23 protein-coding genes and 1 pseudogene are annotated in these 23,459 nt (G+C 72.0%); 11 read left to right on the forward strand and 13 right to left on the reverse strand.

Annotated elements, in window-relative coordinates; translation table 11 throughout:
- Positions 1-94: 94 nt before the first annotated feature.
- Both ACWD6N_RS18225 and ACWD6N_RS18230 read left to right on the forward strand, forming a co-directional pair.
- Positions 95-442: a PadR family transcriptional regulator gene (locus tag ACWD6N_RS18225; protein WP_354966097.1), complete on the forward strand. Its 348-nt coding sequence runs from the start codon at positions 95-97 to the stop codon at positions 440-442.
- On the forward strand, positions 439-1,512 hold the full coding sequence (locus ACWD6N_RS18230; RefSeq protein ID WP_354966096.1) for a hypothetical protein: 1,074 nt from the start codon (positions 439-441) through the stop codon (positions 1,510-1,512). Before ACWD6N_RS18225 ends, ACWD6N_RS18230 begins: the two co-directional genes overlap by 4 nt.
- Here the strand turns inward: ACWD6N_RS18230 and ACWD6N_RS18235 are convergent.
- Complete coding sequence (locus ACWD6N_RS18235) at positions 1,509-1,964, reverse strand: septum formation initiator (RefSeq protein ID WP_354966095.1); 456 nt, start codon at positions 1,962-1,964, stop codon at positions 1,509-1,511. The two genes, ACWD6N_RS18230 and ACWD6N_RS18235, sit on opposite strands and share 4 nt — an antisense overlap.
- Before the next feature lie 102 nt (positions 1,965-2,066).
- On the opposite strand from ACWD6N_RS18235, the gene ACWD6N_RS18240 reads away from it, so the two are divergent.
- The 3 genes from ACWD6N_RS18240 to ACWD6N_RS18250 all read left to right on the forward strand — a co-directional run bounded on the left by ACWD6N_RS18240 (position 2,067) and on the right by ACWD6N_RS18250 (position 4,722).
- A complete protein-coding gene (locus ACWD6N_RS18240) occupies positions 2,067-2,762 on the forward strand; it encodes a response regulator transcription factor (RefSeq protein ID WP_354966094.1) in 696 nt (231 codons plus the stop codon).
- Positions 2,759-4,093, forward strand: coding sequence for an ATP-binding protein (locus ACWD6N_RS18245; RefSeq protein ID WP_450004989.1), 1,335 nt, complete (start codon positions 2,759-2,761; stop codon positions 4,091-4,093). The genes ACWD6N_RS18240 and ACWD6N_RS18245 overlap by 4 nt, the downstream gene beginning before the upstream one ends.
- Before the next feature lie 74 nt (positions 4,094-4,167).
- The gene (locus tag ACWD6N_RS18250; RefSeq protein WP_387327055.1) at positions 4,168-4,722 is read left to right on the forward strand and encodes a PepSY domain-containing protein; all 555 of its coding nucleotides are present in this window, start codon (positions 4,168-4,170) and stop codon (positions 4,720-4,722) included.
- Between the two features lie 61 nt (positions 4,723-4,783).
- Here ACWD6N_RS18250 and ACWD6N_RS18255 read toward each other — a convergent pair whose 3' ends face one another.
- The gene (locus ACWD6N_RS18255; protein ID WP_450004990.1) at positions 4,784-6,679 is read right to left on the reverse strand and encodes an ABC transporter ATP-binding protein; all 1,896 of its coding nucleotides are present in this window, start codon (positions 6,677-6,679) and stop codon (positions 4,784-4,786) included.
- Positions 6,680-6,777: 98 nt separating this feature from the next.
- Between ACWD6N_RS18255 and ACWD6N_RS18260 the strand changes: the two genes are divergently transcribed.
- Positions 6,778-7,329: a DUF5872 domain-containing protein gene (locus ACWD6N_RS18260; RefSeq protein ID WP_354966090.1), complete on the forward strand. Its 552-nt coding sequence runs from the start codon at positions 6,778-6,780 to the stop codon at positions 7,327-7,329.
- 3 nt (positions 7,330-7,332) lie between these two features.
- Here ACWD6N_RS18260 and trxA read toward each other — a convergent pair whose 3' ends face one another.
- From trxA to ACWD6N_RS18280, 4 genes are all read right to left on the reverse strand, one after another.
- On the reverse strand, positions 7,333-7,680 hold the full coding sequence (gene trxA / locus ACWD6N_RS18265; protein WP_354966089.1) for a thioredoxin: 348 nt from the start codon (positions 7,678-7,680) through the stop codon (positions 7,333-7,335).
- The gene (locus tag ACWD6N_RS18270; RefSeq protein WP_450004991.1) at positions 7,650-8,042 is read right to left on the reverse strand and encodes a MerR family transcriptional regulator; all 393 of its coding nucleotides are present in this window, start codon (positions 8,040-8,042) and stop codon (positions 7,650-7,652) included. Before ACWD6N_RS18270 ends, trxA begins: the two co-directional genes overlap by 31 nt.
- A 66-nt stretch (positions 8,043-8,108) precedes the next feature.
- On the reverse strand, positions 8,109-9,311 hold the full coding sequence (locus ACWD6N_RS18275; RefSeq protein WP_354966087.1) for a chitosanase: 1,203 nt from the start codon (positions 9,309-9,311) through the stop codon (positions 8,109-8,111).
- Between the two features lie 197 nt (positions 9,312-9,508).
- Positions 9,509-9,838: a nuclear transport factor 2 family protein gene (locus ACWD6N_RS18280; RefSeq protein WP_354966086.1), complete on the reverse strand. Its 330-nt coding sequence runs from the start codon at positions 9,836-9,838 to the stop codon at positions 9,509-9,511.
- 207 nt (positions 9,839-10,045) lie between these two features.
- Between ACWD6N_RS18280 and ACWD6N_RS18285 the strand changes: the two genes are divergently transcribed.
- Complete coding sequence (locus ACWD6N_RS18285; RefSeq protein ID WP_354966085.1) at positions 10,046-12,352, forward strand: LLM class flavin-dependent oxidoreductase; 2,307 nt, start codon at positions 10,046-10,048, stop codon at positions 12,350-12,352.
- 16 nt (positions 12,353-12,368) lie between these two features.
- Here the strand turns inward: ACWD6N_RS18285 and ACWD6N_RS18290 are convergent, their stop codons facing one another.
- The 6 genes and pseudogenes from ACWD6N_RS18290 to ACWD6N_RS18315 all read right to left on the reverse strand — a co-directional run.
- Positions 12,369-12,896 (reverse strand): MarR family winged helix-turn-helix transcriptional regulator, encoded by a 528-nt coding sequence (locus ACWD6N_RS18290; RefSeq protein ID WP_354966084.1) that lies wholly within the window; start codon positions 12,894-12,896, stop codon positions 12,369-12,371.
- A gap of 4 nt (positions 12,897-12,900) precedes the next feature.
- Positions 12,901-13,902, reverse strand: coding sequence for a sensor histidine kinase (locus ACWD6N_RS18295; RefSeq protein ID WP_354966083.1), 1,002 nt, complete (start codon positions 13,900-13,902; stop codon positions 12,901-12,903).
- Entirely contained in the window at positions 13,899-15,068 is a 1,170-nt protein-coding gene (locus ACWD6N_RS18300) for a DUF418 domain-containing protein (protein ID WP_354966082.1), read from the reverse strand. The genes ACWD6N_RS18295 and ACWD6N_RS18300 overlap by 4 nt, the downstream gene beginning before the upstream one ends.
- Positions 15,069-15,140: 72 nt before the next feature.
- Entirely contained in the window at positions 15,141-15,785 is a 645-nt protein-coding gene (locus ACWD6N_RS18305) for a response regulator transcription factor (RefSeq protein WP_354966081.1), read from the reverse strand.
- A gap of 59 nt (positions 15,786-15,844) precedes the next feature.
- Positions 15,845-16,678, reverse strand: coding sequence for a PIG-L family deacetylase (locus tag ACWD6N_RS18310; protein WP_354966080.1), 834 nt, complete (start codon positions 16,676-16,678; stop codon positions 15,845-15,847).
- Between the two features lie 25 nt (positions 16,679-16,703).
- Positions 16,704-17,107 (reverse strand): annotated as a pseudogene (locus tag ACWD6N_RS18315) (RNA ligase RtcB family protein); the annotation flags it as partial.
- Between the two features lie 348 nt (positions 17,108-17,455).
- On the opposite strand from ACWD6N_RS18315, the gene ACWD6N_RS18320 reads away from it, so the two are divergent.
- Complete coding sequence (locus tag ACWD6N_RS18320) at positions 17,456-18,202, forward strand: SDR family oxidoreductase (RefSeq protein WP_354966079.1); 747 nt, start codon at positions 17,456-17,458, stop codon at positions 18,200-18,202.
- Positions 18,203-18,210: 8 nt separating this feature from the next.
- On the opposite strand, the gene ACWD6N_RS18325 is transcribed toward ACWD6N_RS18320, so the two are convergent.
- Positions 18,211-20,466, reverse strand: coding sequence for a hypothetical protein (locus tag ACWD6N_RS18325; RefSeq protein WP_354966078.1), 2,256 nt, complete (start codon positions 20,464-20,466; stop codon positions 18,211-18,213).
- A gap of 222 nt (positions 20,467-20,688) precedes the next feature.
- On the opposite strand from ACWD6N_RS18325, the gene ACWD6N_RS18330 reads away from it, so the two are divergent.
- The 3 genes from ACWD6N_RS18330 (at position 20,689) to ACWD6N_RS18340 (ending at position 23,438) form a co-directional block, all read left to right on the forward strand.
- On the forward strand, positions 20,689-21,900 hold the full coding sequence (locus tag ACWD6N_RS18330; protein WP_354966077.1) for an FUSC family protein: 1,212 nt from the start codon (positions 20,689-20,691) through the stop codon (positions 21,898-21,900).
- A gap of 101 nt (positions 21,901-22,001) precedes the next feature.
- A complete protein-coding gene (locus ACWD6N_RS18335) occupies positions 22,002-22,523 on the forward strand; it encodes a hypothetical protein (protein ID WP_354966076.1) in 522 nt (173 codons plus the stop codon).
- Between the two features lie 72 nt (positions 22,524-22,595).
- The gene (locus ACWD6N_RS18340; protein ID WP_354966075.1) at positions 22,596-23,438 is read left to right on the forward strand and encodes a DUF4097 family beta strand repeat-containing protein; all 843 of its coding nucleotides are present in this window, start codon (positions 22,596-22,598) and stop codon (positions 23,436-23,438) included.
- The last annotated feature ends 21 nt before the right edge of the window (positions 23,439-23,459 follow it).

The raw sequence follows: 23,459 nt of genomic DNA on the forward strand, positions 1-23,459 counted from the left end.
ACCGATGACGTGGCCGGCACGGGGAAACCCGTGCTGGCCACGTCCGTGTTGGACTTCCATTGCATATGCCGGCTATCGGTATATGCTTTTCGGTATGACCGAGAGTCCACTTCGGGAGCCGACGTTCCTGGTGCTCACCGCGTTGGCCGAGGCACCCAGGCACGGCTATGCCGTCATCGAGGACGTGCTGCGCATCTCCGACGGCCGGGTGCGCCTTCGCGCGGGCACCCTCTACGCCGTTCTCGACCGGCTCCGCGCCGACGGCCTCATCGAGGTCGAGCGCGAGGAGGTGGTGCAGTCGCGGTTGCGCCGCTACTACCGACTCACCGCCCTCGGCGCGCGTCGACTCGCCGAGGAGGCGGCCCGCCTGCGGCACAACGCCGACGCGGCTCGCGTACGGCTGCGCCGCGGCGGCCTGCTGACCGACGGGGGTGCGGCGTGAGCAGCGACGACCTGGAGCGCCGCTACCGGCGGCTGCTGGCCGTCTACCCGTGGGAGCACCGCCGGGCGTACGAGGACGAGATGCTGGCCGTGCTCGTCGCCGGCGCGCGGCCGGGCCAGCGGCGACCCGTCGCCGGTGACGTGCTGAATCTGGTCGGTGCCGGGCTGCGGGCCCGGCTGCGGGTGAGCGCACGGGGGTTCACCGAGTCGACCTGGGCGGACGCGGCGGCGGTGACCGGCCTGCTGGTCGGCCTCGTTCTGCTCGCCCTCGCCGGGAAGTCGCTGCTCGACCAGCTCATCCGGAACCCGGGTCTGCCGCCGGGATTCGGGCCGGGAGGCCCCGACCTCGTCGACTGGCTGCGCGTGGCCGGCTGGGCGGGCGTCTGCGCGGCCGCTCTGGCCGGGTGGCGCTGGGTGGCCGCCGGTCTGGCCTGGGCCGGCGTGATCGGCTGGGGCGCGCTGGTCGCCCCGCAGGCCGGCGACAACCTGACGTACGTGGTGGACACCCTGCCGCAGTTCGCGCTCGCCGTGGTGGCGGCCGCCGCACTGACGGTGCCGGCTCCGCGGCACCGGCTGCTCGCGCTGCTGGGCGTACGCCGGTTGGTGGCGCTGCTGCTCGCGCCGGCCACCGCGGTCGCGCTGCTGGAGGTCAACCGGGTGAACAGGCCCGGGTTCGACCCTGACGGCGGGGTCAGTTACCAAATCTTCTACGGCCTTGAGGCCAGCAGTGAGCTGGTCCTCTGGCTCTACGTCGCCGGTCTGGTGGCCGCCGCGCTGGCCATGCTGGTCGCGCTGGCCACGCTCGACCCCGGGGTACGTCGGCGGATCGTCGTCATGCTCCTGCCGGTGGCCGCGCTCGCCCTCGTGATCGACAGTGCCCTCGCCGGCTGGGCCACCTCCACGATGCACATGGGACACACCATTGGCCTGGTGCCCGTGCAGTGGGCGATGCTGGTTCTCGTCCCACCGGTGACGTTCCTGGCCGGGGCCCTGCTCGTCCGTCGCCGGGAGGAGACGCTGCGCATGGTCGCCATCGGCAGGGCCGCGGATCGTGAGCGGCCAGCGGGCTAGTCGTCGGCGACGGCCACCGGCTCCGAGCCGATGCAGCGCACCTTCAGCTCGTACTCGCCGGCCGACCCCTCGAACTTGACCTCGACGTCGTCGTCCGGCCCCCGATCCACGTCGCGGACCCGGTAGCCCTGGGCAGGAGCCCAGGAGACGAGGCGTACCCCGTCGGCGCCGCACTCGGCCACGGCCGTGCCGCCCGCGGTGGCGAAACCCCGACGGACCCCGGAGCTCGCGGTCGGCGCCGCGCTCGCCGTGGTCGGTGAGGCGCCCGTCGTGCCGGCGGGCGCCGGCTCCGGCGAGGCGAGCGCGCGTTCGATGTCCGCCTCGCTGCGTATCCCGCCCGGGGTGCCGGTGATGCTCTCGCCCACCAGCCGGATCGCGCCCAACCCGATCAGGGTGGCCACGGCGGCGGTGGCCACCCACCCGGTGGCGACGAGGATCGGACGACGGCCCATCACCCGACTATCCCCGATCCATCGTTGTCGTCGGCATATCCGGAGGCTAAGGCACGGTTAACGTGCGCCTCGCTCCCCGCCGCAGCGGCTAGCCTGCCAGCTGTGGCCCGCCTGCTGCTCATCGAGGACGACCTGACGATCCGTACACCGCTGATCCGGGCGTTGCGGGAACGCGGCCACGCGGTGGCCGCCGCCTCGACCGCGATGGCCGGGCTCCGCGACGCGCTGGACGACCGGCCCGACCTCGTCGTGCTCGACCTGGGGCTGCCCGACCTGGACGGCCGTGAGCTGCTGCGGATGCTGCGGGCGGTCAGCTCGGTGCCGGTCATCGTGGCCACCGCCCGCGACGACGAGGCCGAAATCGTCCGGGTCCTCGACGCGGGGGCCGACGACTACGTGGTCAAGCCGTTCACCGCGGCCCAGCTCGACGCCCGCGCGCGGGCCGTGCTCCGGCGGGGCACCTCCGGCGCCGGCGCGCAGGACCCTGCACTCACCGTCGGCGGGCTGCGGATCGACCCCCGGGCCCGACAGGTCACCCTGGACGGCACGACGGTCGAGCTGACGCCCCGCGAGTTCGATCTGCTGCACCACCTCGCCGGCCGGCCGGGTCAGGTGGTCACCAAGCGCGAGCTGCTCACCGAGGTCTGGCAGATCCCGTACGGCGGCGCCGACAAGACCGTCGACGTGCACCTGTCCTGGTTGCGCCGCAAGTTGGGTGAGAGCGCTCTGGAACCCCGCTACCTGCACACCGTGCGCGGCGTCGGGGTGCGGCTGGAGGCACCGGGGGCACAGCGGTGAGGGCCCGGCTCGCGCTGCTGGTCGCCGCGGTCAGCGTCCTCACCCTGATCGCGTTCCTCGTGCCGCTGGCGCTGCTGGTCCGCACCGTCGCCGAGGACCGGGCCACGGTCCGGGCCACCGCTGACGCGCAGAGCCTGGTACCGGTGGTCGGCACCGCCGACGCGGCGACCATCCGGCTCACCGTCGAGCAGCTCGCCGCGGAGTCCGGTCGACCGGTGAGCGTCTTCCTGCCGGACGGCACGGTGCTCGGCGCCCCGGTGCCCCGTACGCCCGCGGTGGCCCTGGCCGCGCGCGGGCAGAGCCTCACGGGGGAGTCGGCGGCCGGCCGGGAGGTGGTCATCGCGGTGCAGGGCCGGGCCGACGGCACCGGAGTGATCCGGATCCTGGTGCCCCCGCACGAGTTGACCGCCGGGGTGACCCGGGCCTGGCTGGTGCTGGCCCTGCTCGGAGTGGTGCTGGTGGTGATCGGGCTGGTGGTCGCCGACCGGCTGGCGCGCACCCTGGTCCGGCCGATCAGCGACCTCTCCGCCGTGTCCCACCGGCTCGCGAACGCCGAGCTGGACGCCCGGGTTGTGCCGGCCGGCCCGGCGGAGCTGCGTGAGGTGGCCGGGGCCCTCAACCACCTGGCCGGGCGGATCCAGGTGCTCCTGCTCCAGGAGCGCGAGCAGGTCGCCGACCTGTCGCACCGGCTGCGGACGCCGCTGACGGCGCTGCGGCTGGAGGCGGAGTCGCTGCGCGACCCGGACGACGCGGCACGGATCACCGCCGCCGCCGACGGGCTGGAACGGGCGGTCACCGGCCTGATCCGGCAGGCCCGCTGGCGCCGGTCACCGGCGACGGGAGCGGCCACCTCGGACGCCGCGACGATCGTCGCCGACCGGGTCGCGTTCTGGTCGGTGCTGGCCGAGGACACCGGCCGGACCGTCACCCTCGACCTGGCGCCCGGCCCGCTTCCGGTCGGTGTGCCCGCCGACGATCTGGCGGCGGCCGTGGACGCCCTGCTCGGCAACGTCTTCGCGCACACCCCCGACGGCACGCCGTTCGCCGTCCGGCTCGCCTGGGAAGAGGGCCAGGCGCTGCTCACGATCACCGACGATGGCCCGGGGATGCCGGCCGGGGCGGTGCGGCGGGGTGCCAGCCCGGCCGGGTCGACCGGCCTCGGCCTAGACATCGCCCGCCGTGCCGCGCAGGCCGGCGGCGGTCGGCTGGAGCTGCGTACCGGTCCGGAGGGCGGGGCGCAGGTGCTGCTCCGGCTCGGGCCGCCGACGCCCGGGCGACCAGCGGTGGACGGCGGGCCCAGGCCCGCCGGGAACGGCTTAACCCGGCCTTAGCGTCCGGACAGCGCGGCGCTATCCCGATCCAACCGATCCTCGAAGTCGACAACCGAGGAAAGGTGGGCATCACGATGAAGCGCAGCTCTCTGCTCCTGGCGTCGGTCGGCGGAGCGGCGGTGCTGGCCGTGGCCGGGGTCGCCGTCGGCGTGAGCGCCGCCGGCGACCCACGGGCCAGCGGCACGACACTCGCCGCCGCCACCGTCGGTCCGACGGCCACGGACGCGCCGGACGACAGCGCCACCCGCGGCACGACGCCCGCGCCGGGTACCAGCGGCACGACCGCCGCGCCGAGCACCAGCGGTACGACCGCCGCGCCGAGCACCAGCGGTACGCCGTCGGGAGGTGGTTCGCCGGCGGGCGCGGCGGTCAACGAGCAGCGCGCCGGCGAGATCGCGCTCGCCAGGGCCGGCGGCGGCCGGATCACCGAGGTGGAGGCCGAGCAGGAGCACGGCCGACCAGTCTGGAGCGTCGAGATCATCGCCGGCGACATCGAGCACGAGGTGGACGTCGACCGGGACAACGGCACGGTGGTCAAGGCCGAACAGGAGTCCGTCGACGAGGGTGACGACGACGGCGACGACCGGAACGACGATGACGATGACGACAGGGCCGGCGACGACGACTGACGCCGGGTTCCCGCCGCCCGCTACGGACGCACCGTGGCGGGCGGCGGTACGAAGGCATTTCTCAGACGGCCGCGACGCGCTCCTCCTGGGCCGCCGGCCCGTCCTGGTCGAACTGGGTGCGGTACAGGTCCTGGTACCGGCCACCGGCGGCGAGCAGCTCGCTGTGGCGCCCGCGTTCCACGATGCGTCCGTCCTCGACGACGAGGATCTGGTCGGCCGCACGGATGGTGGACAGCCGGTGCGCGATGACCACACTGGTCCGGCCGGTCAGGGCCTCGGCGAGGGCGTCCTGTACGGCGGCTTCCGACGTGGAGTCCAGATGCGCCGTGGCCTCGTCGAGGATGACCACACGGGGACGGGCCAGCAGTAGCCGCGCGATGGTGAGGCGTTGCCGTTCCCCGCCCGACAGGCGGTACCCCCGTTCACCGACGACGGTGTCGAGCCCATCCGGAAGTGAGCGGATCAGGGTGTCGAGCCGGGCCCGTCCCAGTACCTCCCACATCTCCTCCTCGGTCGCATCCGGCCGGGCGAAAACCAGGTTGGCGCGGATGCTCTCGTGGAACAGGTGCCCGTCCTGGGTCACCACGCCGAGTGCCGTTCGGATCGACTCGGCCGACAGGTCGCGTACGTCGACGTCGCCGAGCTTCACCGTGCCACCCTCGACGTCGTACAGGCGCGGCACGAGTTGGGCGATCGTCGACTTGCCCGCTCCGGAGGAGCCGACGAGGGCCACCATCTGCCCCGCTTCGGCGCGGAACGACACGCCGTGCAGCACCTCCTCACCGCCGCGCGTATCGAGCTTCGTCACGTCCTCAAGGGAGGCGAGGGACACCTTGTCGGCCGAGGGGTAGCCGAACCGTACCGCGTCGAATTCGACCGCGACCGGCCCGTCCGGGAGCGGCCGGGCGTCGGACCTGTCGAGGATCAGCGGCTTGAGATCGAGGATCTCGAACACCCGCTCGAAGCTCACCAGGGCGCTCATCACCTCGACCCGGGCGCTGGCCAGCGACGTCAACGGCGCGTAGAGGCGCGACAGCAGCAGCGCGAGCGCGACCACGGTGCCGGCGTCGAGGCTGCCCCGAAGGGCGTAGAGACCCCCCAGCCCGTAGACCAGTGCCAGCGCCAACGAGCCGACAACGGTGAGCGCGGTGATGAAGACCCACTGGAGCATGGCGGCACGGATGCCGATGTCGCGCACCCGCCGCGCCCGCGCCGCGAACTCGGCCGACTCCTCGGCCGGACGTCCGTACAGCTTGACCAGTGTCGCGCCGGGTGCCGAGAAGCGCTCGGTCATCCGGGTGCTCATGGCCGCGTTGTGCTCCGCCGCCTCGCGCTGCAACCGGGCGAGCCGCGAACCCATCCGCCGGGCCGGGAGGACGAAGATGGGCAGCAGGACGAGCGCCAGCAGCGTGATCTGCCACGAGAAGCTGAGCATCACCGCCAGCGTCAGGAGCAGTGTCACGGCGTTGCCGACCACACCCGACAGGGTGTTGCTGAAGGCCCGCTGCGCGCCGATCACGTCGTTGTTCAGACGGCTGACCAGCGCACCGGTGCGGGTCCGGGTGAAGAACGCCACCGGCATGCGCTGGACGTGATCGAAGACGGCTGTCCGCAGCTGGACGATCAGCCCCTCGCCGATGCTGGCGGACAGGAACCGCGTCACCAGGCCCAGGCCGGCTTCGGCCAGGGCGATCACGGCGATCAGCACGGCCAACCGGATCACGATGCCGCTGTCGGCGCCGTCGACGATCGCGTCCACGACCCGTCCGGCGAGGACCGGTGCCGCCACCGTGAGGGCCGCTGTCACCACACTCAACAGCAGGAACCTGATGATCAAAGCTCGGTGCGGCCGCGCGAACCGCGCGATGCGCTTCAGGGTCGCCCGGGACAGTGGTCGTTCGTCCTGCGCGTTCATCGCGTGGTGCAGGGACGTCCACGCGGTAACTTCCATGCTCATGCCGTACCTCCGCGAAGAAGGCTAGAACCTCGTGTGAGGTTGAGGTCAAGCCGCCGCGCGGGAGGCATGGACGGTGTGGTCCCGGGTAGCTGCGATCCATGGCGCGGTACACGAAGCCCGAGCTCAGAGAGCAGATCAAGGAAGAGATCAAGTCCTCCGACAAGGGTGGCAGACCGGGACAGTGGTCGGCGCGGAAGTCACAACTGGTCACCCAGGAGTACAAGAGGCGCGGCGGGGGATTCCTGGGCCCCAAGGACGAGCGGCAGAAGTCCCTGCAACGGTGGGGCGCGGAGGACTGGCAGACCAGGGAGGGCGACACCCGGGCCCGGCACGGCGACACAACCAGTCGCTACCTGCCGAAGAAGGCCTGGGAGGAGCTGTCGGAGGACGAGAAGCGCGCCACCGACACCAAGAAACGGAAGGCGTCGCGAACCGGCAGACAGTTCGTGGCCAACACGGGGCCGGCCAGTCGGGCCCGCCGGGACGCCACGACGGCCGGACGGATGCCGGAGATGTCGGTCGCCGAGGCCGTCAAGCTGGTCCGTGGCCTCGACACGCGACAGCTCAAGTCGGCCCTGCGGCGGGAGCGCGATGGAAAAGCCCGCAAGACGCTCATCCAGCGACTCGAGGCGGAGCTCAGCCGCCGCTGACCCTCACAGGTCGGCCTGTGTGGTCAGGATCTGCCGGAGGTGTGTCTTCGGCCTGGACCCCACGGTCGAGCCGACGACCTCGCCCTGGCGGAACACCAGCAGCGTCGGCAGGGACATGACGCCGTAGCGCCGGGTGGCCTCCGGGTTCTCGTCGGAGTTGAGCTTGGCCACGACCATCCGCTCGCCGAACTCCCCGGCCAGCTCGGCCAGGCTTTTCTCGATCGCCCTGCAGGGCGGGCACCACTCCGCCCAGAAGTCGACCACCACGGGTCGATCGCTGGCCAGCACCAGCTCGGCGAACGTGTCGTCGGTGACGGTGACTAGTGAGCCGACTGTCGTTTCCTGGGGCATGTTTCCTCCCGGTGCGCGATGGCGTGGGTGAGCTGGGTGTGGAACTGCTGGCGGACCGCGCCGAGCTGGTCGAGGTAGGCGTCGACCTCGGTGAGCTTGCGTCGCAGCACCACCACCGAGTCCGGGCAGACGCCGCCGGACGCGTTGCCAGCCCGAAGACAGGCGACGAACGGACGGACGTCGTCGAGGCCGAAGCCGACGTCGAGCAGCGCCCGGATCTCCCGTACGACCCGGAGTTCCGCCTCGTCGTAGACCCGGTAGCCGTTGGCGGAGCGCTCTGGGCGTACCAAGCCGTGCGCCTCGTAGTAGCGCAGGGCGCGGGTGCTTGTGCCAGCCCGTTCCGCCAGCTCACCGATCAGCATCCGACCCCCTCCGCCAGCCCGTCACGACCACGCTAAACCTTGTCGCCGACGTCAAGGCAAGGGCACCTAGCCGATGCGGAACTGCTCCCCGTAGACGGCGAACACCAGTGGCGTGTTCAGGTCGAAGTTGCCGTTGTTGAGGAACACCCGCTGAGCCGTGTCGACGCGGGACGTGTCCGAGTGGGCCGCCTCCTTCCTCATTTCGATGACCCGCTCGTCGAGGAAGGCGTGGAGCCAGGTGCGCTCGTCGCCGCCCTGCGCCGGAGGCTTCGCCCGGGCCAGTGCGCGGTTGCGGATCGCCCGCATGCCCTCGTACCCGTGCATGACGGCCGCGTCGTAGTAGGCGAACTGGCCGAGCGCCCGGACCTGGTCGGCCTTGCCGTCGCGTACCGACGGGTTGAAGTACACCCGGTCCCGCTCGGCCTCCTGCGCGGCCCGGAAGACGGTGTCGGTGGACGCGGCCCGCCAGTCGCGGGGGAAGTTGGGGTCGAGACCGGCGTGCGAGGGGGTGCCGTTGACCGCGCGCAGCGCCGGCAGGTACGAGGCCAGCACGTTGCCCGGCTTGGTGCGGGTGTACGCCTCGACCAGTTCGAGCATGTCGCCGGTGCCGGAGCAGAAGCCGATGATGCCGGCGGTGTAGCCCCGCCCGTCGCCGATGTCCTCGATGTAGGAGAACTGCGCGCGCCAGTCGAGCGACGAGTTCTCCGCTGCCGAGACGAGCTGCATGGCGACGTCCTTCTTCGCCGGGTCGTCGAGGTTGCGCCCGGCCGGGACGGTCGGGGTGGGGGTGCCACCACCGGGCAGGGTCCACCGTTGGTTGGTGGCGCCGGAGCAGCTCCAGATCTGCAACCGGGCGCCGTTCGCGGTGCTCCGATCCGTGACGTCGAGGCACTTGCCGGAGCCCGTGTTGACCAGCGCGCCGTTGTTGGCCGTCCACTTCTGGGCGCCGGTGTTGTTGCAGTCGTACATCTGCACCTTGGCGCCGTTGGCGGTCGACGCGGCGGTGACGTCCAGACACTTGCCCAGCGCCCGGACCGAGTTGTCGGCGTTGCCGACCGTCCACGTCTGGGCCGCGCTGCCGTTGCAGTCGTAGAGCTGGACGGCGGTGCCGTTGGCCGGGTTGGCTCCGGCGACGTCGACGCACCTGCCGCCGAGGCCGGTGATCGGGCCGGCGGCCGCCGCGCTGGCCGACGGCAGGCCGTACCCGACCGCCGCGGTGCCGCCGAGCAGCGCGCCCACGACGTAGGCGGCTGACCTCTTGCGAAGCATGGTGCTCCTCGGGGACGGGGTGGCGTGCCGCCGGCGGGTCGGTGGCCCCCGTGCGGCGGATCGACCCCGTGGGCGCCGCAAGCATCAGGAAACTCTGTTAACAAATAGCTGCGCGTCGATGTGCTGTCAATCGTGGACGCACGTCCACGGGAGTGGCGGGTCGGCGCGGTTCCGGGCGCCCCGAGGTGGCGCGGCCGTCAGCTGATCCGCAGGCTCGCGATGAGTTTGCCGCGCAGGTGGAAGGTCATCGGGCCGGTGCCGTTGTAGCCGTTTCCGGTCACCGTGAGGGTGACGACGTAGCTGTCGGGATCGGACCCGGGCTCGATCGCGACGATCTCGAAGTGCGACTGCTTGCCGATGTTGTCCGTGCCGTCCCAGTCGCGTACGCCGTCACGGCCCCGATACTCGCGGCCCCAGTCGTTGAGGTAGGCGTCGTCGGTGAAGGCGGCGGCGAAGGCCTCTGAGTCGCCGCTGTTGGTCGCGTCGATGAAGGCGCGGATGGCGGCGGGGGTGTCCGTGGTGGCCATGAGTCGATCTTTCGTCGGTTGGCAAGAACCCGGTGGTGAGCGTAGAGCAACCGCTCCTGACCTCCGGCCGAACGCGTCCGATGCTCACCGTTTGTTCGACAACTCATGTTGTGACCAACACACCTCGCCCTGGACGGAATGTGCGGGCGGGTAAATAAGTTGTGGATCAACAGATACCTGACGAGGAGCAGATTGGTGGGTACGGCAATGCCCGATTACGGACACGACCTCCTGTTCGGGACGTTCCTCACGCCGACCGCGCACGACCCGGACCGGGTGGTGGCGTTGGCTGAGCTGACCGAGGCGACGGGGCTGGATCTCGCCACCTTCCAGGACCATCCCTACAACGCCGACTTCCTGGACACCTGGACTCTGCTGAGCTGGGTCGCCGCCCGCACCGAGCGGCTCCGGGTCTCCGCGAACGTCCTGAACCTGCCGCTGCGCCCGCCGGCCGTCCTGGCCCGGGCCGCGGTGAGCCTGGACCGGCTGTCGCACGGCCGGTTCGAACTCGGTCTCGGCGCCGGTGCCTCCTGGGACGGGATCGAGGGGATGGGCGTACGCCGGCTGACCGCGGGGCAGGGCGTCGAGGCGCTGCGCGAGGCGATCGACGTGCTGCGTGGCGTCTGGGACGACGGCCCCGCCGGACCGCTCCAGCGCGAGGGAAAGTACTACCCGATTCCGGGCATGCGGCGCGGCCCGGCACCGGAGCACGACATCAACATCTGGCTCGGCGCCTACCAGCCCCGGATGCTGGCGTTGACCGGCCAGAAGGCCGACGGTTGGTTGCCGACACTGGAGTACCTCCGGTCACCGGACCGGGCCACCGCCAACCGACTCATCGACGAGGCGGCGGTGACCGCCGGACGCGACCCGCGACAGATCCGCCGCCTGCTCAACCTGTTCACGGTCGACGTGTCGTCGCGTAGCCGTGGCTTCCTCCAAGGGCCGGCCGAGCAGTGGATCGATCAGCTCCTCCCACTGGTCCTCGAGGAGGGGTTCAGCACCTTCCTGATCGGCCGTGACGACCCACGCCTCATCGAGGCGTTCGGGCAGGAGATCGCCCCCGCGCTGCGGGAGGCCGTGGCCAAGGCGCGCGCCGGCAGCGGAACCACGACCGGCCGGGTCCGGTCGAGCGTCGCCCTGGCCAAGCGCCAGCCCGGCGTCGACTACGACGCTCTGCCCGCGTCGCTGGCCAGCACGTCCGTCGAGCCCGGCGACCCGGAGTACGAGCGGGTGCGGCACAGCTACAGCTGGCCGGGCTCACCGGCCCTGGTGATCCGCCCCCGGAACGCCGCCGAGGTGGTCGACGCCGTGGCCTACGCGCGCACGCAGCAGCTTCCACTCGCCGTCCGCAGCGGCGGGCACGGCATCAGCGGACGGTCGACGAACGACGGCGGACTCGTCATCGACATGTCCACGATGGACAAGGTCGAGGTGCTCGACCGGGCCACCCGCCGGATCCGGCTGGAGCCGGGAGCCCGCTGGGGAAACGTCGCGCAGGCGCTCGCCCCGTACGGGCTGGCGATGAGCTCGGGGGACTACGGCGACGTGGGTGTCGGCGGCCTCGCCACCACCGCCGGCGTCGGATACCTGGTGCGCAAGTACGGCCTGACCATCGACCACATCGTCGCCGCCGAGATCGTCACCGCGGACGGCAGCCTGCTCCGGGTCGACGAACACCAGCACCCCGACCTGTTCTGGGCGATCCGCGGCGCGGGCGGCAACTTCGGTGTCGTCACCGCGCTCGAGCTGGAGGCGTACGAGGTCGACAAGGTCGTCTTCGCCCGGCTCGTGGTCGACGCGAGCGACACGGCCGACGTTCTCGGTCGCTGGGGTCGGCTCGTCGAGGACGCGCCGCGGGAGTTGACCAGCTTCCTCTCCCTGTTCCCCGGACGCCGCGGCGACCCGCCGACGGCCCAGGTCACCCTGGTGTACGCCGGAGACGACATCGAAGCGGCGCAGTCCGCGCTGAGCCCGTTCCTGGAGATCGGGCCGATCCTCGACCAGCAGGCGCAGCTCGCGCCGTATCCGGCGCTCGTCGCGCCGCCCGGCAACCAGCATCGGGGCCAGGGACTGTCGGACAGCCACAGCGGCCTGCTGCATCACATCACACCGCAGGCCGCGGAGGTCATGGCGACGATGATCGGCTCCGGTGACGTGATGGTCATGCAGTTCCGGTCCGTCGGGGCAGCGGTCAACGACCTCGCCCGGGAAACCACCGCGTACGCGCACCGGGACCAGAACTTCTCCGTGCTCGCCGCCACCGTGCCGGAGCGTCGGTCCCGACTCGACAAGCTCTGGGCGGACCTGGACGAGCACCTCGACGGCATGTACCTCAGCTTCGAGTCCGACACGAGCCCGGAGCGGCTCCTGGACGCCTTCCCCGAGCCCACCCTCAGCCGGCTGCGCGCCGTCAAGGCGACGTACGACCCGGACAACGTCTTCAACCGCAACTTCCCCATCCCACCGGCGCCTGCCCGGCAGGGCGGAGAGGAGACCGACAATGCCGCGTGAGACCGTCGGGCCCGGGTCAGCGCGGGGACTGGTCCGTCGGCCCCATGACACTGGTGACCGCGACGCAGGGATCGGTGCCGGGCGCGGCGGCCTGGATCGCCTCGGCGGCGCGGTCGGCGAAGTCGCGGAAACTCGCCCGCTGCTCCTCGGGCAGCCCGGCCAGCACGTGGTCCTCGGCGTGCGCGACCCGCTTCTCGGCGTCGGCGAGGGCCAGCCTCCCGTGCTCGGTGGCCACGATCCGGCGGGCACGGCGGTCGCGCGGGTCCAGCTGCCGCTCGATCAGGCCGGCGTTCTCCAGGTCGTCGATCACGTACGTGAGGACACTGCGGTCGATCACCAGGCGGGACGCCAGGGCGACCTGTGTCGGCACCTCCTCGTGGACGACCACGGCCAGGATGTGGTAGCCGCGGCTGCCGTGGGGCAGGTCCATCAGAGCCTCCTCGACGTACTCGTGCCAGCGCCGCAGCACCATGCCGAGCGACCACCCGAAGTTCGAACCGCGCTGGCGGTCGGCTGGCAGTTCGCAGGGGTCGATGTCGGACATGTGCCTACCCTAGCGACGGGTCGACCGGGATCGTGATCGTGACCCGGGTCGGGCCGGCGGCGGGGCTGCTCACCCGCAGGCGGGCGTCGATGGCGTCGAGCCGCTCGATGATGCCGCGCAGGCCGGTGCCACGGGACGGGTCGGCACCGCCGGTGCCGTTGTCGGTGACAACGATCCGCAGCGTGTCGCCGGTCTGGTCGAACACCACGGACGCCTGCGTGGCGCCACTGTGCTTCGCCACGTTGGCCAGGGCCTCGGCCACCGCGAAGTACGCCGCGGTCTGCACGGCAGGTGGGAGGTCCTCGGGTGGGTCGCCGCTCACCCTGACTGGCACGGCAAGGTCGAGGGCCAGCGCTCGGACCGCGTCACCGAGGCCGCGGTCGGCGAGGACGGCCGGGTGGATGCTCTGGGTGACCGTGCGGAGGTCGTCGAGGGCCGCGACCGCGGTGGCGCGGGCCTCCTCCAGCAGGCGCTCGGCGCCGTCGGCGTCGCGGCGTACCAGGTCACCGGCCAGACCGAGGGTCAGCGCCAGGGAGACCAGCCGGGCCTGGGCGCCGTCGTGCAGGTCGCGTTCCACCCGTTTGAGCTCGGCCGCCTGGCGATCCACGGCACCGCGCCGGGAACGGGTCAGGGTGGCGATCCGCTCGGCGAGTTCCCGTTCGCGGGCGCCCGGTGGGCGGCTGACGACCCACGCGTGCAGTCCGAGGATCAGCGCCACGCCGAGGAGGGTCCAGATCGGCCAGAAGTACCCGCCACCGCTGAGAACCCAGACGCTGAGGTCCACGGCCATGAGCAACGTGCAGGCGGCGACGTCGAGGGCGAGCCAGCGACGCCGGCCGGTCGGCACCCGCAGCGCTCGGCGCAGCAGGAGACGGCCGAGCAGCACGGTGCCGATGCCGAAGTACACCCAGCGTGGCCAGAACTCGCCGCGGCCGGTGACCAGCCAGGCGACCGTGGCCGCGACGCAGAGCGTCCCGGCCACGGTCCTGCGGGTGGCGGCGGTCATCGGCCCGGACGGTAGGTGATCCGCCGCAGCAGCGTCTCGGCGGGCCCACGGTTGCCGGTGGCGCTCATGGCCTGCGCCGCGGCGACGGAGACCAGCCAGATCGCGACCGCGGCCCCGGCGGCGGTGTACGTGCCGGTCAGGTGCAGCGCCCACGGCGAGAACAGCGCCAGCCAGGCCACGGACTGCAGCAGGTACCCGCTCAGCGACCGCTGCCCGAGCGCGATCACCGGGGCGAGCAGCGCCCGGCCGCGACGGGCGCCGCTGAGTCGGAGCGCGAACAGTCCGAACAACGCGACATAGCCCGGGCCTCCGTACTCGCCGCTCACCGCGTGCAGGAGTGCCATGGACTCGACGGTAGCCGCGTCGACGTGTACGGCACCAGCGGCGATGAGCGCGTAGGGGAGCGCGCCGACGACGGAGATGCCGAGGCAGCCGACGGCGACACGGCGCAGCAGCGTGCGGTGCGTGGCGGGGTCCTCCAGGACGCGGTGACGGGCGGCCCAGATCCCCAGCCACACGATGACGATGAACGGGAGGACGGTGGCGGTGTGCACCGGCCACTCGGCGAGCCGGTCCAGGAGCGACTGGCCGTACGAGGCGGCGGCCAGCGACGGGTTGGGCGTGTTGGTGAGCACCGCCTCCCCGCCACGCGCGCTGGTGAGCGCCAGCACCGCCAGGAACCCGGCGTACACCGTCTGGACGCCCCACAGCCACAGCACAATGCGGTGGAAGCGGTCGCTCCTGCCCAGCAACAGCAGGGTGGCGGCGATACCGACGATGCCGTAGGCGCCGAGGAAGTCCCCGAAGTACAGCAGTGTCGCGTGGACCAGGCCGAAGCCGATCAGGGCGGCGTTGCGGCGCAGCAGGATCCGACGCGCCGCGATGCCCTGCCGTCGGGTGATCTGCACCAGGCCGTAGCCGAACATGACGCCGAAGACCGGGTAGGCGCGGCTGTCGACGAGTGTGGCCAGGACGAAGTTGATGGCGCGCTGCATGCCGTGCGGTGTGCCGTCGAGGCCCGGCTGGCCGGCGAACGCGAAGTTCGCGGCGTTGGCGAGGGCGATGAACAGCAGCATCGCGCCGCGGGCGAGGTCCGGGGCGAGCGCGCGTTCGGCGCGGGGGACGGGACCCGCCTGCGGGGTCACGGTGCTGGGGGTTGCGGTCATGGCTCCAGGCTCGCCGTTCGCGCGGCGCGTTTCGAGGAGCCTGGAACCCCTCCCGTGGTGGTACCAGTACCCCTATGCGTCGAGGTGGGCGAGGACGGCGAGGACCCGCCGGTTGTCGTCCTCGGACGACTGCAACCCGAGCTTGGCGAAGATGCTGTTGGTGTGCTTCGCGACCGCCTTCTCGGTGATGAAGAGAGCGGTCCCGATCGCCGCGTTGGACCGGCCCTGTGCCATCTGCGCGAGCACCTCCCGCTCACGGGTCGTCAGCCGGTCCAGCGGCAGCACCCGCTGACGGCTGTCGAGCAGCTTCGCCACCACGGTGGGATCGAGCGCGGTGCCGCCGCCGGCGACCCGGCGGACCGCGTCCACGAACTCGCCGATGTCGGAGATTCGATCCTTGAGCAGGTAGCCGATCCCGCCGTGGCCGTCGGCGAGCAGCTCCCGCGCGTACAACCGCTCCACGTACTGGGAGAGCACCAGCACCGGCAGCCCCGGCACCTCGCTGCGGGCCGCGAGCGCGGCCCGCAGCCCCTCATCGGTGTACGTCGGCGGTAGCCGCACGTCGACCACCGCCACGTCGGGACGCTGCGCGAGCAGTTCCCGCAGCAGATCCGGCCCGCTGCCCACGGCGGCGACCACCTGGAAGCCGTGTGCCTCCAACAGCCGGATCAGCCCGTCCCGGAGCAACACGAGATCTTCCGCCACCACCGCTCGCACCGGGCAACGGTAGCCTGCGCGCTGTTTCAGCTCTGCGGCCTGTGCGCCGCGTCGACGCGTCAGCGCAGTCCGGCGAAGAGGTCGTCCTCGGGAACCGGCGCGCCGGTGGTGTCCCGGACCCGGACGAAGGTCTCCAGGCCCATCAGCTCGGTGAACCGCTCCCGGCCCAGTTGCAGGAAGAAGATGTTCTCGGTCTGGCTGGCGTGCGCGGCCAACGCGTCAAACTTCTGCTCGCCATAGCTGCGCGTGTCCACCCAGGTGGTGATCTCCTCGTCGGGCAGGCCGAGCTCCGGCGCCGGTTCGGCCGACGACGCGTCCGGATCGGCCCAATCGACGCCGAGCTCCCGCATGATCCGGCCGAATTCCGCGAACGCCGTACGAGGCACCGTGGTCCAGTACACCTTTGCGGGAACGTCCGTCTTCGCGACAGCGGCCATGGTGATCCGGTGGGCCTGAATGTGGTCCGGGTGGCCGTAGAAGCCGTTCTCGTCGTAGGTGACGACGACGTCCGGCCGGTACCGGCGGATCAGTTCCGCCAGCCGGTCCGCGGCCTCGTCGACCGGCGTGGCCCAGAACGCGCCGGGCAGGTCATTGGTCGCCCAGCCCATCATCCCGGAATCGGCATAGCCGAGCGTCTCCAGGTGGGTGACCTTCAACGCCGCGCAACTGACCTCCAGCTCGGCCTCGCGCATCGCCGCGACCGCGGCCGCGTCGTGCCCCGGGTCGCCGGGCTTGACCCCGCCGGGGCCGTCGCCACAGCGCCCGTCGGTGCAGGTCACGAGCACGGTCGTGATCCCCTCCGCCGCGTAGCGCGCAAGGACACCACCGGTGCTCGTCGCCTCGTCGTCGGGGTGCGCGTGCACCGCCATCAAGGTCAGAGATCGCTCAGCCATGCCATCACCCTACGAGGCCGCCCGCGCCCGAGCCGACACGCCCGTTCTCGGCGATGAGCACGGAGGTCACCGGCGCCGAGCCCGGGACGGCCCGCGCAACTGGGGTCGAAGAAGGTGTCGACGCGCGTACGTTCGAAGTGGTTGCCCCGGCCGACCGCCCCGAGGCCCTCCAGGTCGCCGGCCGGACTGTCGCCCGGCACGACGGCCCGGGTCGGGTCCTCGGCGTCCCGCTCGATCCAGCGCATGGTCGAGGTCGGGGAACCGCCCGGCCAGGCACTCGGGTACGACGCCCGTGAGCCGGATGGGGAGAACGGCGACGCCGCCCCCGATGTCGGAGCCCACCAGAAACGGGTACCGCACGGTCGACGTCATGGCGGCGCCGACGGGTGAGGCGACCACCGAGAGGGTCGCTGGAGTGGACGGGGGCAGTGACTCCCGACGGGAGTGGTGCTCAGACAAGAGACGCTCGCTTCTGAGGGAAACGCAGGGACGGACGGCATCACGGCACCGGGATGTTGTCACCGGTGCTCGGAGCAGGAGGCGTTGTCCGTCAGTACGTCATGGACGCCACTCTTTCGGAGCCCGCCGCGCCCGGCAACCGACTTTCGCCGCCCCGCCGCCCCGCCGAGCTGCGCTGTCGTGGTGCGGCCGGTGGCCGTACCCAGTCATGAGGGGCGATGTCTCCACGCGAGGTATCCGCAGGTACGTAGCCTGATGTCGTCGTGACCCCGTCCGCTCCGGGGGTCATCCGTCAGCTGACAGCAGGAAGGCTGGTCCATGAAGATCGTCGTTATCGGCGGCAGCGGCCTCATCGGCTCCAAGCTCGTGGGCAAGCTCGGCGCGCAGGGCCATGAGGCCGTCCCGGCGTCGCCGAAGACCGGCGTGAACACGTTGACCGGCGAAGGGGTGGGTGCGGTGCTCGACGGCGCCGACATCGTGGTCGACGTGTCGAACTCCCCCTCGTTCGAGGCTGCCGCCGTGCTGGAGTTCTTCCAGACGTCCACCCGGAACCTCCTCGCCGCCGCGGCGGAAGCCGGGGTGGGGCACTACGTGGCCCTCTCGATCGTGGGCTCGGACCGGCTTCCGGACAGCGGGTACATGCGGGCCAAGGTCGCCCAGGAGAAGCTCATCGCCGCGTCCGGGCTGCCGTACTCGCTGGTGCACGCCACGCAGTTCTTCGAGTTCGTCCAGGGCATCATCGACGCCGCCACGGACGGCGACACCGTCCGCCTCGCGCCGGCGCTCATCCAGCCGATGGCGGCTGACGACGTCGCGACCGCCGTCGCCGAGGTCACGGTCGGCGCACCGACGAACGCCGTGGTCGAGATCGCCGGGCCGGAGCAGTTCCGCCTCGACGAGCTGGGCCGATCCACTCTCGCGGCGCGTCACGACTCCCGCTCGGTGGTGACCGACCCCGCCGCCCAGTACTTCGGAACCACGCTGGGCGAACGCTCCCTCGTCCCCGCCGATGGCGCCCGCCTCGCCGGCACGCGCCTCGACGACTGGCGCACGCAGGCGGCCTAGCGTCGGCACTACGTCGCCGTGGCGGGCGGGTCCGCCGGCCCTCCGAGGCGCCGCACCAGCTCACCCACCGCGGCGGTCAGCGACTCGCTCGATTCCTCCGGGCAGTGCCCCTCGATCGGTGGGGGGACACTGTCGCTGGGTGGCGTCACCACATCGCTGGGATCTCGCAGTCGACGGTCCACCGCGGCCGGCGGGCCTTCCACGGTGGCCGGCGCACCCGGCCGGTGGGCGGAGAAGAGCCAGCCGCCGATGGGGTCGGTGTCGCGCCACAGGTTCACCCACCGCCAGCCGACCCGGTCCCCGATCTCGCGCAGTACCGCGTCGTCGATGTAGGCGGGGAAGAGCCGACCGTAGAGCCGGCGCAGCGGCGACCCGTGGGTGAGCAGCGCGACCCGGTTGCCGACCTGCGGTGGCAGCTGGAGCACCGTGGCGGCGAGCAGGACCGAGCCGTGGCTGTGCCCGGTGAGCAGCACCGCGTTGCCCTGGGAGACCAGGTACGTGATCCGGCGGGCCAACTCCGGCACGGCCCGTTCGGAGTAGCAGGGTGGCGCGAACGGGTGGGCGGCGCGGGGCCAGAAGGTTCCGAGGTCCCAGAGGACGCCGACGTGGCGCCGGAACGGGACGGTCCGGTAGGCGAAGACCCCGGCGATGATCAGACTGACGATGATCGCCGCGATCAGCCAGCTGCCGAACGCGATGCCGAAGGTGACCACGCCGGCGGGCACCCCCACGTGCCGCTCGATGACGTCGCTCGGGAACAGCTCCAGCAGGCCGATGGAGGTGGTGGCCGTGCCGAGTCCGGCGAGGCAGCCGTAGACCACGGCCAACGGCACCAGGTCCTCGGTGAACCGGGCCCGGGCTATCGCCTGCCGCACCTGCCGCAGCCGGGGTTCGGTCTGCGGGGGCGCGTCGGGGTAGTCGCCCGCGACGATCGCCGACGCGGCACGGTACCGGCCGCGGCGGGAGATCAGGATCATCAGGCCCGCGACGATCAGCGTGATCAGCACCGCGCGGAAGAAGCCGTAGATCGCCCAGGTGTACGCCCGGGGCGCGCCGGTGGCGATGCCCAGGCCGGTCGACAGATCGCGGTCCAGGAAGTCCGACACCCGGTAGACCAGCTCGGCGGAGTACGCCACCGCGAGGCTGACCGCGGTGGCCGCGATCACCAGCGCTCCCAGCCCGAACAGCGGGGTGACGTCCCGTCGCCGGTCCCGGCGCCAGAGCAGCACCACGCCCAGCGCGGCCAGCAGCGTCGTCTGGGTGACGAACAGCCAGGCCAGGGTCGCGTCGTAGCCGGGCAGGCCGCCCCCCGCACGCCACGACGCACGGCTGGCCAGCACGTGGGTCACGACGACGACGGTCAGGATGATGGCGGTCGTCCGCAGCGTGCGGGTGACCCCGTCGAGCCGCCGGTCGGCGGTGCCACGGTCGATGAGCGGGGGCGTGCAGAGCAGCGCCACGCAGGCGACCAGGACCGCCCCGGTGACCATGGCCAGCGCGACCGTGACGCCCGAGGCGCCGGTCGCGGCTCGGGCGGCGAGCAGAGTGAGGTCGAGTGTCGCGAACGCCGCCGCCACGTGGATGGAACGCAGCCGACCCACCAGCGGCTCGGCGTCCCACTGACCGACCGCGCCGAGCGGATGGTCGGAGACCGCCTTCTCGGGTGCGTGAAACGCGTCGAAGGTCCTCCCCGGGCGGTTGCTGACGCGCCAGATCACGCCGATGGCAGCGGCCGGGACCAGCGCGAGCACCGCCAGCCGCAGTCCGGTCGGGTGCCCTCCCAGCCAGGACAACCAGCTACGTCCGGCCAGGCAGCGGGGCGAGGCCATACACCTCCAGGCGATCAGGTCCAGGGCGACGCCGGCAATGGCGAGCACGTAGAACGCGGTGAGCGTGAGCGCCAGCACCCGGCACAGGGATTTGACCAACGCCGCGGATCCAGGGTTGGCCGGGCGCATCCAGATGGCCACGTTGGCCAGCATGAACGGCGCCAGGAACACCAGCGCCATCGTGCGGGCCACGGTCCCGGAGGGCAGGTCACCCCAGCGGTACGCCTCCAGCGTGATCCCTCGCACGCCGTCGGTCTCCGAGCAGCGCGGGCGGGGCCGGTAGAAGCCCCCGTTGCGGTCCCCCGCCACCTGCGCCACCTGCCGCAGGTCCAACACGTCGGCGGCACTCGCGCCGGACACCCCGTGCACCCGCAGCTCCACGATGCCGCCGTCGGGTATCTCCGGCCGGCTCAACCCCGCTGATCCATCCGACATCGCCCCCCGATGCGCCCGGCAGCCCTGGCCACGCGATTCGGCAGGACGGCCATCGCGGTGACAGACCGGCGTCTACCCCACCCACACCGACCCAACCGTGGCAACAGCGGACGCGCTGCCGCTCACCTGACGCCGGTCACCCGCGCGGCGGACCGCCGGGTGCGCCGGTCCCGCGGCGCCGGCGGTCAGGATTGATCCGGTCTTGGTGGGGTAGGTGCCGCCATGGTCGACGCCAATCGGCACGGAGATGACGGGAGTGCGCCGACCCGCGCCGACGGCACCGACCATGCCGGTCTGGCGGCGATCGCCGCCCGGCTTCGCGGCCGTACGGTGGCCACTCTGCGGGACCGCCTGCTTCGGGCACGCGCCATCAGCGGGCTCGCCGTGCAGGCGGGCCTGGCCGCGTCGCTGTCCTGGCTGGTGGTGCACGAGGTGCTGCACATCTCGCAGCCGGTGTTCGCGCCGATCTCCGCGGTGTCGACCCTCGCCGCGTCGGTCGGCCAACGGCTGCGCCGCACGATCGACCTGGTCCTGGGCGTCACGGTCGGGGTGCTGATCGGTGACCTGCTGCTCGCGGTGACCGGTACCGGCTGGTGGCAACTCGCCCTGATCGTCGTGCTGGCGATCGTCGTCGCGTTGTTTCTCGTTGGCAGTGCGGCGGTGGTGATCCAGGCCGGGGCGACAGCGGTGCTCATCGCCACGCTCAGTCCGTCCGTGCGGGACCTGGAGATCCCCCGGTTCGTGGACGCCCTCGTCGGTGGAGCGGTGGCGTTGGTGGTCACCGCCGTACTGCTGCCGCTGAACCCGCTGCGGGTGCTCAACCGGGCCGCACGGCCGGCTCTGGACCTCCTGAGCACACAGCTCGACGCCACGGCCGGCGCGTTGGCCCGGCACGATGCCGCCCCGGCACGTGCCGCCATGGTCAAGCTGCGGCAGAACAAGGACGAGCTGAGCGCACTCGTCGAGGCGACCCAGGGCGCACGGGAGGCCAGCACCCTGTCGCCGGTGCACTGGCACGAACGGCACGGACCGGTGGGCCGGTACGCGCAGGCGGCGGAGCCGATCGACCGGGCGATGCGCAACAGCGGGACGTTGATCCGCCGGTCGGTGAGCCTGATCGAGGACGGCGAGCCGATACCGGAGCCGATGCCGAGGGCGGTCACCGACCTGGCCGAGGCGGTCCGGCTGATGAAGCGGCAGTTCGCCGCCGGCGACGAACCCAAGCGGGCGCGGGAGCAGGCGCTGCGGGCGGTCTGCGCGGCCGGCGACGCCTACCGGGAGGGGGTCGGCTTCTCCGGTGCGGTCGTGGTCGCCCAGGTCCGTACGACCGTCAGTGATCTGCTGGTGGCCACCGGGGTCGCCCAGGAGGCCGCGAACCGCATGGTCCGACGCGCCTTCGGTGAGCTGAGGACGTCCACCCGGGTCCGTGGGTGAGCAGCGCATTTCCGAGCGGAATGACACCCACCCCAGGGCGATGGCATCACTGTGAGCCAAAGGTGTTGCGTGATGAGCCAAAGTGGTGCCATGATGGTGCCATGGAATTGAGGCCGTACGTCGAGAACCTGCGTAACGAGTACGCCGTGGCCGCGGAGGGGGTCGACCCGGACGGCCGGGCCCTGGCCGAGCGGCTCTTCACCCAACTGGAGGCGGCGACCCGTCTCATGCTGCTCGACGCGCTGTCCGACGCGGCCGACGAGATCACCCGCGAGCTCGCGCCGGGCTCGGTGCACGTCCGGCTGCGCGGTCGCGAGCCCGACTTCGTGGTGACGCCGGCCAGCACCCCGGCCGAGCCGGTCGAGGAAGCCGGCCCGCCGGTGCTGCCGACGCCGGTGCCCGCGCCGGACGGTGACGACGGCGGCACGTCGCGGATCAATCTCCGCCTCCCGGACCACCTGAAGACCAGCGTCGAGGAGGCCGCCGGCCGGGCCGGACTGTCGGTCAACGCCTGGCTGGTGCGAGCCGTCGCCGGCGCCGTCGGGGCTGGCGAGCCGGACCGCCGCCCGCCGCGCCGGGTGGAGCCGCGGTCCGGCCAGCACTTCACCGGCTGGGCGCGCTGACCGCGTACCCCTTCTTTCTTTCCCCCCACTCACCTGCGGCGATGCCCGCTGCCCACATTCCGGGAGACCACCATGCCTGTTTTCGATACGCCAGAGCCCATCTCCGTCCAGATCGAGCTGCCCGTCGGGGACGCGTGGATCGCCGCGACCGACCGCACCGACACGGTCGTGCAGGTGCGGCCCCGTGACCCGTCGAGCAAGGCCGACGTGAGCGCCGCCGAGCAGACCACCGTCGAGTACGCCGCCGGCCAACTGATGATCAGAGCGCCGAAGAGTTGGCGTCGCTTCGGCCCCGGCGCTGGACCCTCGGTCGACCTCCTGATCGAGGTGCCGAGCGGGTCACGGATGCACGCCACGGCATCCTGGGCGGCGTTCCGCTGCGAGGGGCGGCTCGGCGAGTGTTACGTCAAGACCGGCGGCGCGATCCGACTCGACCGGACCGGGCCGCTGGAGATCGACACCAGTCACGGCGAGGTGGCCGTGGAGCACGTCGCCGGATCAGCCCGGGTGAAGGCGTCCTCCGGCAAGGTGCGCATCGGTGCGGTCGACGGTGCCGCCGAGATCAAGAACTCGTCCGGGGACTGCTGGATCGGCCGGAGCGACGGCGACGTCCGGGTCAACACCGCCTACGGCGACATCACCCTCGACGGGCCGATGGCCTCAGTGACGGCACGCACCGCCTACGGCAACGTTCGGCTCGGCGAGGTCGTGCGGGGGTCGATCGAGTTGCAGACCTCCTACGGGGCCATCGAGGTTGGCGTCCGCCGCGGGACCGCCGCCTGGCTCGACGTCAGCTCCAGGCACGGCCGGGTGCACAACGCGCTCGAAACGACCGACAGCCCGGCGCAGACCGACGACACGGTCGAGGTCCGGGCGAACACCTCCTACGGCGACATCACGATCCGGCGCGCCTGATGGATCGCACGACGACACCCC

This window comes from Micromonospora sp. NPDC005163, from assembly GCF_053599835.1.

Excerpts from the sequence above, each read along its gene's own strand:
- ACWD6N_RS18255 (WP_450004990.1), bottom strand. The coding sequence starts at position 6,679 with ATGAGCATGGAAGTTACCGCGTGGACGTCCCTGCACCACGCGATGAAC.
- ACWD6N_RS18340 (WP_354966075.1), top strand. The coding sequence starts at position 22,596 with ATGCCTGTTTTCGATACGCCAGAGCCCATCTCCGTCCAGATCGAGCTG.
- ACWD6N_RS18275 (WP_354966087.1), bottom strand. The coding sequence starts at position 9,311 with ATGCTTCGCAAGAGGTCAGCCGCCTACGTCGTGGGCGCGCTGCTCGGC.
- ACWD6N_RS18335 (WP_354966076.1), top strand. The coding sequence starts at position 22,002 with ATGGAATTGAGGCCGTACGTCGAGAACCTGCGTAACGAGTACGCCGTG.
- ACWD6N_RS18250 (WP_387327055.1), top strand. The coding sequence starts at position 4,168 with ATGAAGCGCAGCTCTCTGCTCCTGGCGTCGGTCGGCGGAGCGGCGGTG.
- trxA (WP_354966089.1), bottom strand. The coding sequence starts at position 7,680 with ATGCCCCAGGAAACGACAGTCGGCTCACTAGTCACCGTCACCGACGAC.
- ACWD6N_RS18290 (WP_354966084.1), bottom strand. The coding sequence starts at position 12,896 with ATGTCCGACATCGACCCCTGCGAACTGCCAGCCGACCGCCAGCGCGGT.
- ACWD6N_RS18295 (WP_354966083.1), bottom strand. The coding sequence starts at position 13,902 with ATGACCGCCGCCACCCGCAGGACCGTGGCCGGGACGCTCTGCGTCGCG.
- ACWD6N_RS18235 (WP_354966095.1), bottom strand. The coding sequence starts at position 1,964 with ATGGGCCGTCGTCCGATCCTCGTCGCCACCGGGTGGGTGGCCACCGCC.
- ACWD6N_RS18260 (WP_354966090.1), top strand. The coding sequence starts at position 6,778 with ATGGCGCGGTACACGAAGCCCGAGCTCAGAGAGCAGATCAAGGAAGAG.
- ACWD6N_RS18325 (WP_354966078.1), bottom strand. The coding sequence starts at position 20,466 with ATGTCGGATGGATCAGCGGGGTTGAGCCGGCCGGAGATACCCGACGGC.
- ACWD6N_RS18330 (WP_354966077.1), top strand. The coding sequence starts at position 20,689 with ATGGTCGACGCCAATCGGCACGGAGATGACGGGAGTGCGCCGACCCGC.
- ACWD6N_RS18310 (WP_354966080.1), bottom strand. The coding sequence starts at position 16,678 with ATGGCTGAGCGATCTCTGACCTTGATGGCGGTGCACGCGCACCCCGAC.
- ACWD6N_RS18280 (WP_354966086.1), bottom strand. The coding sequence starts at position 9,838 with ATGGCCACCACGGACACCCCCGCCGCCATCCGCGCCTTCATCGACGCG.
- ACWD6N_RS18300 (WP_354966082.1), bottom strand. The coding sequence starts at position 15,068 with ATGACCGCAACCCCCAGCACCGTGACCCCGCAGGCGGGTCCCGTCCCC.
- ACWD6N_RS18225 (WP_354966097.1), top strand. The coding sequence starts at position 95 with ATGACCGAGAGTCCACTTCGGGAGCCGACGTTCCTGGTGCTCACCGCG.
- ACWD6N_RS18320 (WP_354966079.1), top strand. The coding sequence starts at position 17,456 with ATGAAGATCGTCGTTATCGGCGGCAGCGGCCTCATCGGCTCCAAGCTC.
- ACWD6N_RS18285 (WP_354966085.1), top strand. The coding sequence starts at position 10,046 with ATGCCCGATTACGGACACGACCTCCTGTTCGGGACGTTCCTCACGCCG.
- ACWD6N_RS18270 (WP_450004991.1), bottom strand. The coding sequence starts at position 8,042 with ATGCTGATCGGTGAGCTGGCGGAACGGGCTGGCACAAGCACCCGCGCC.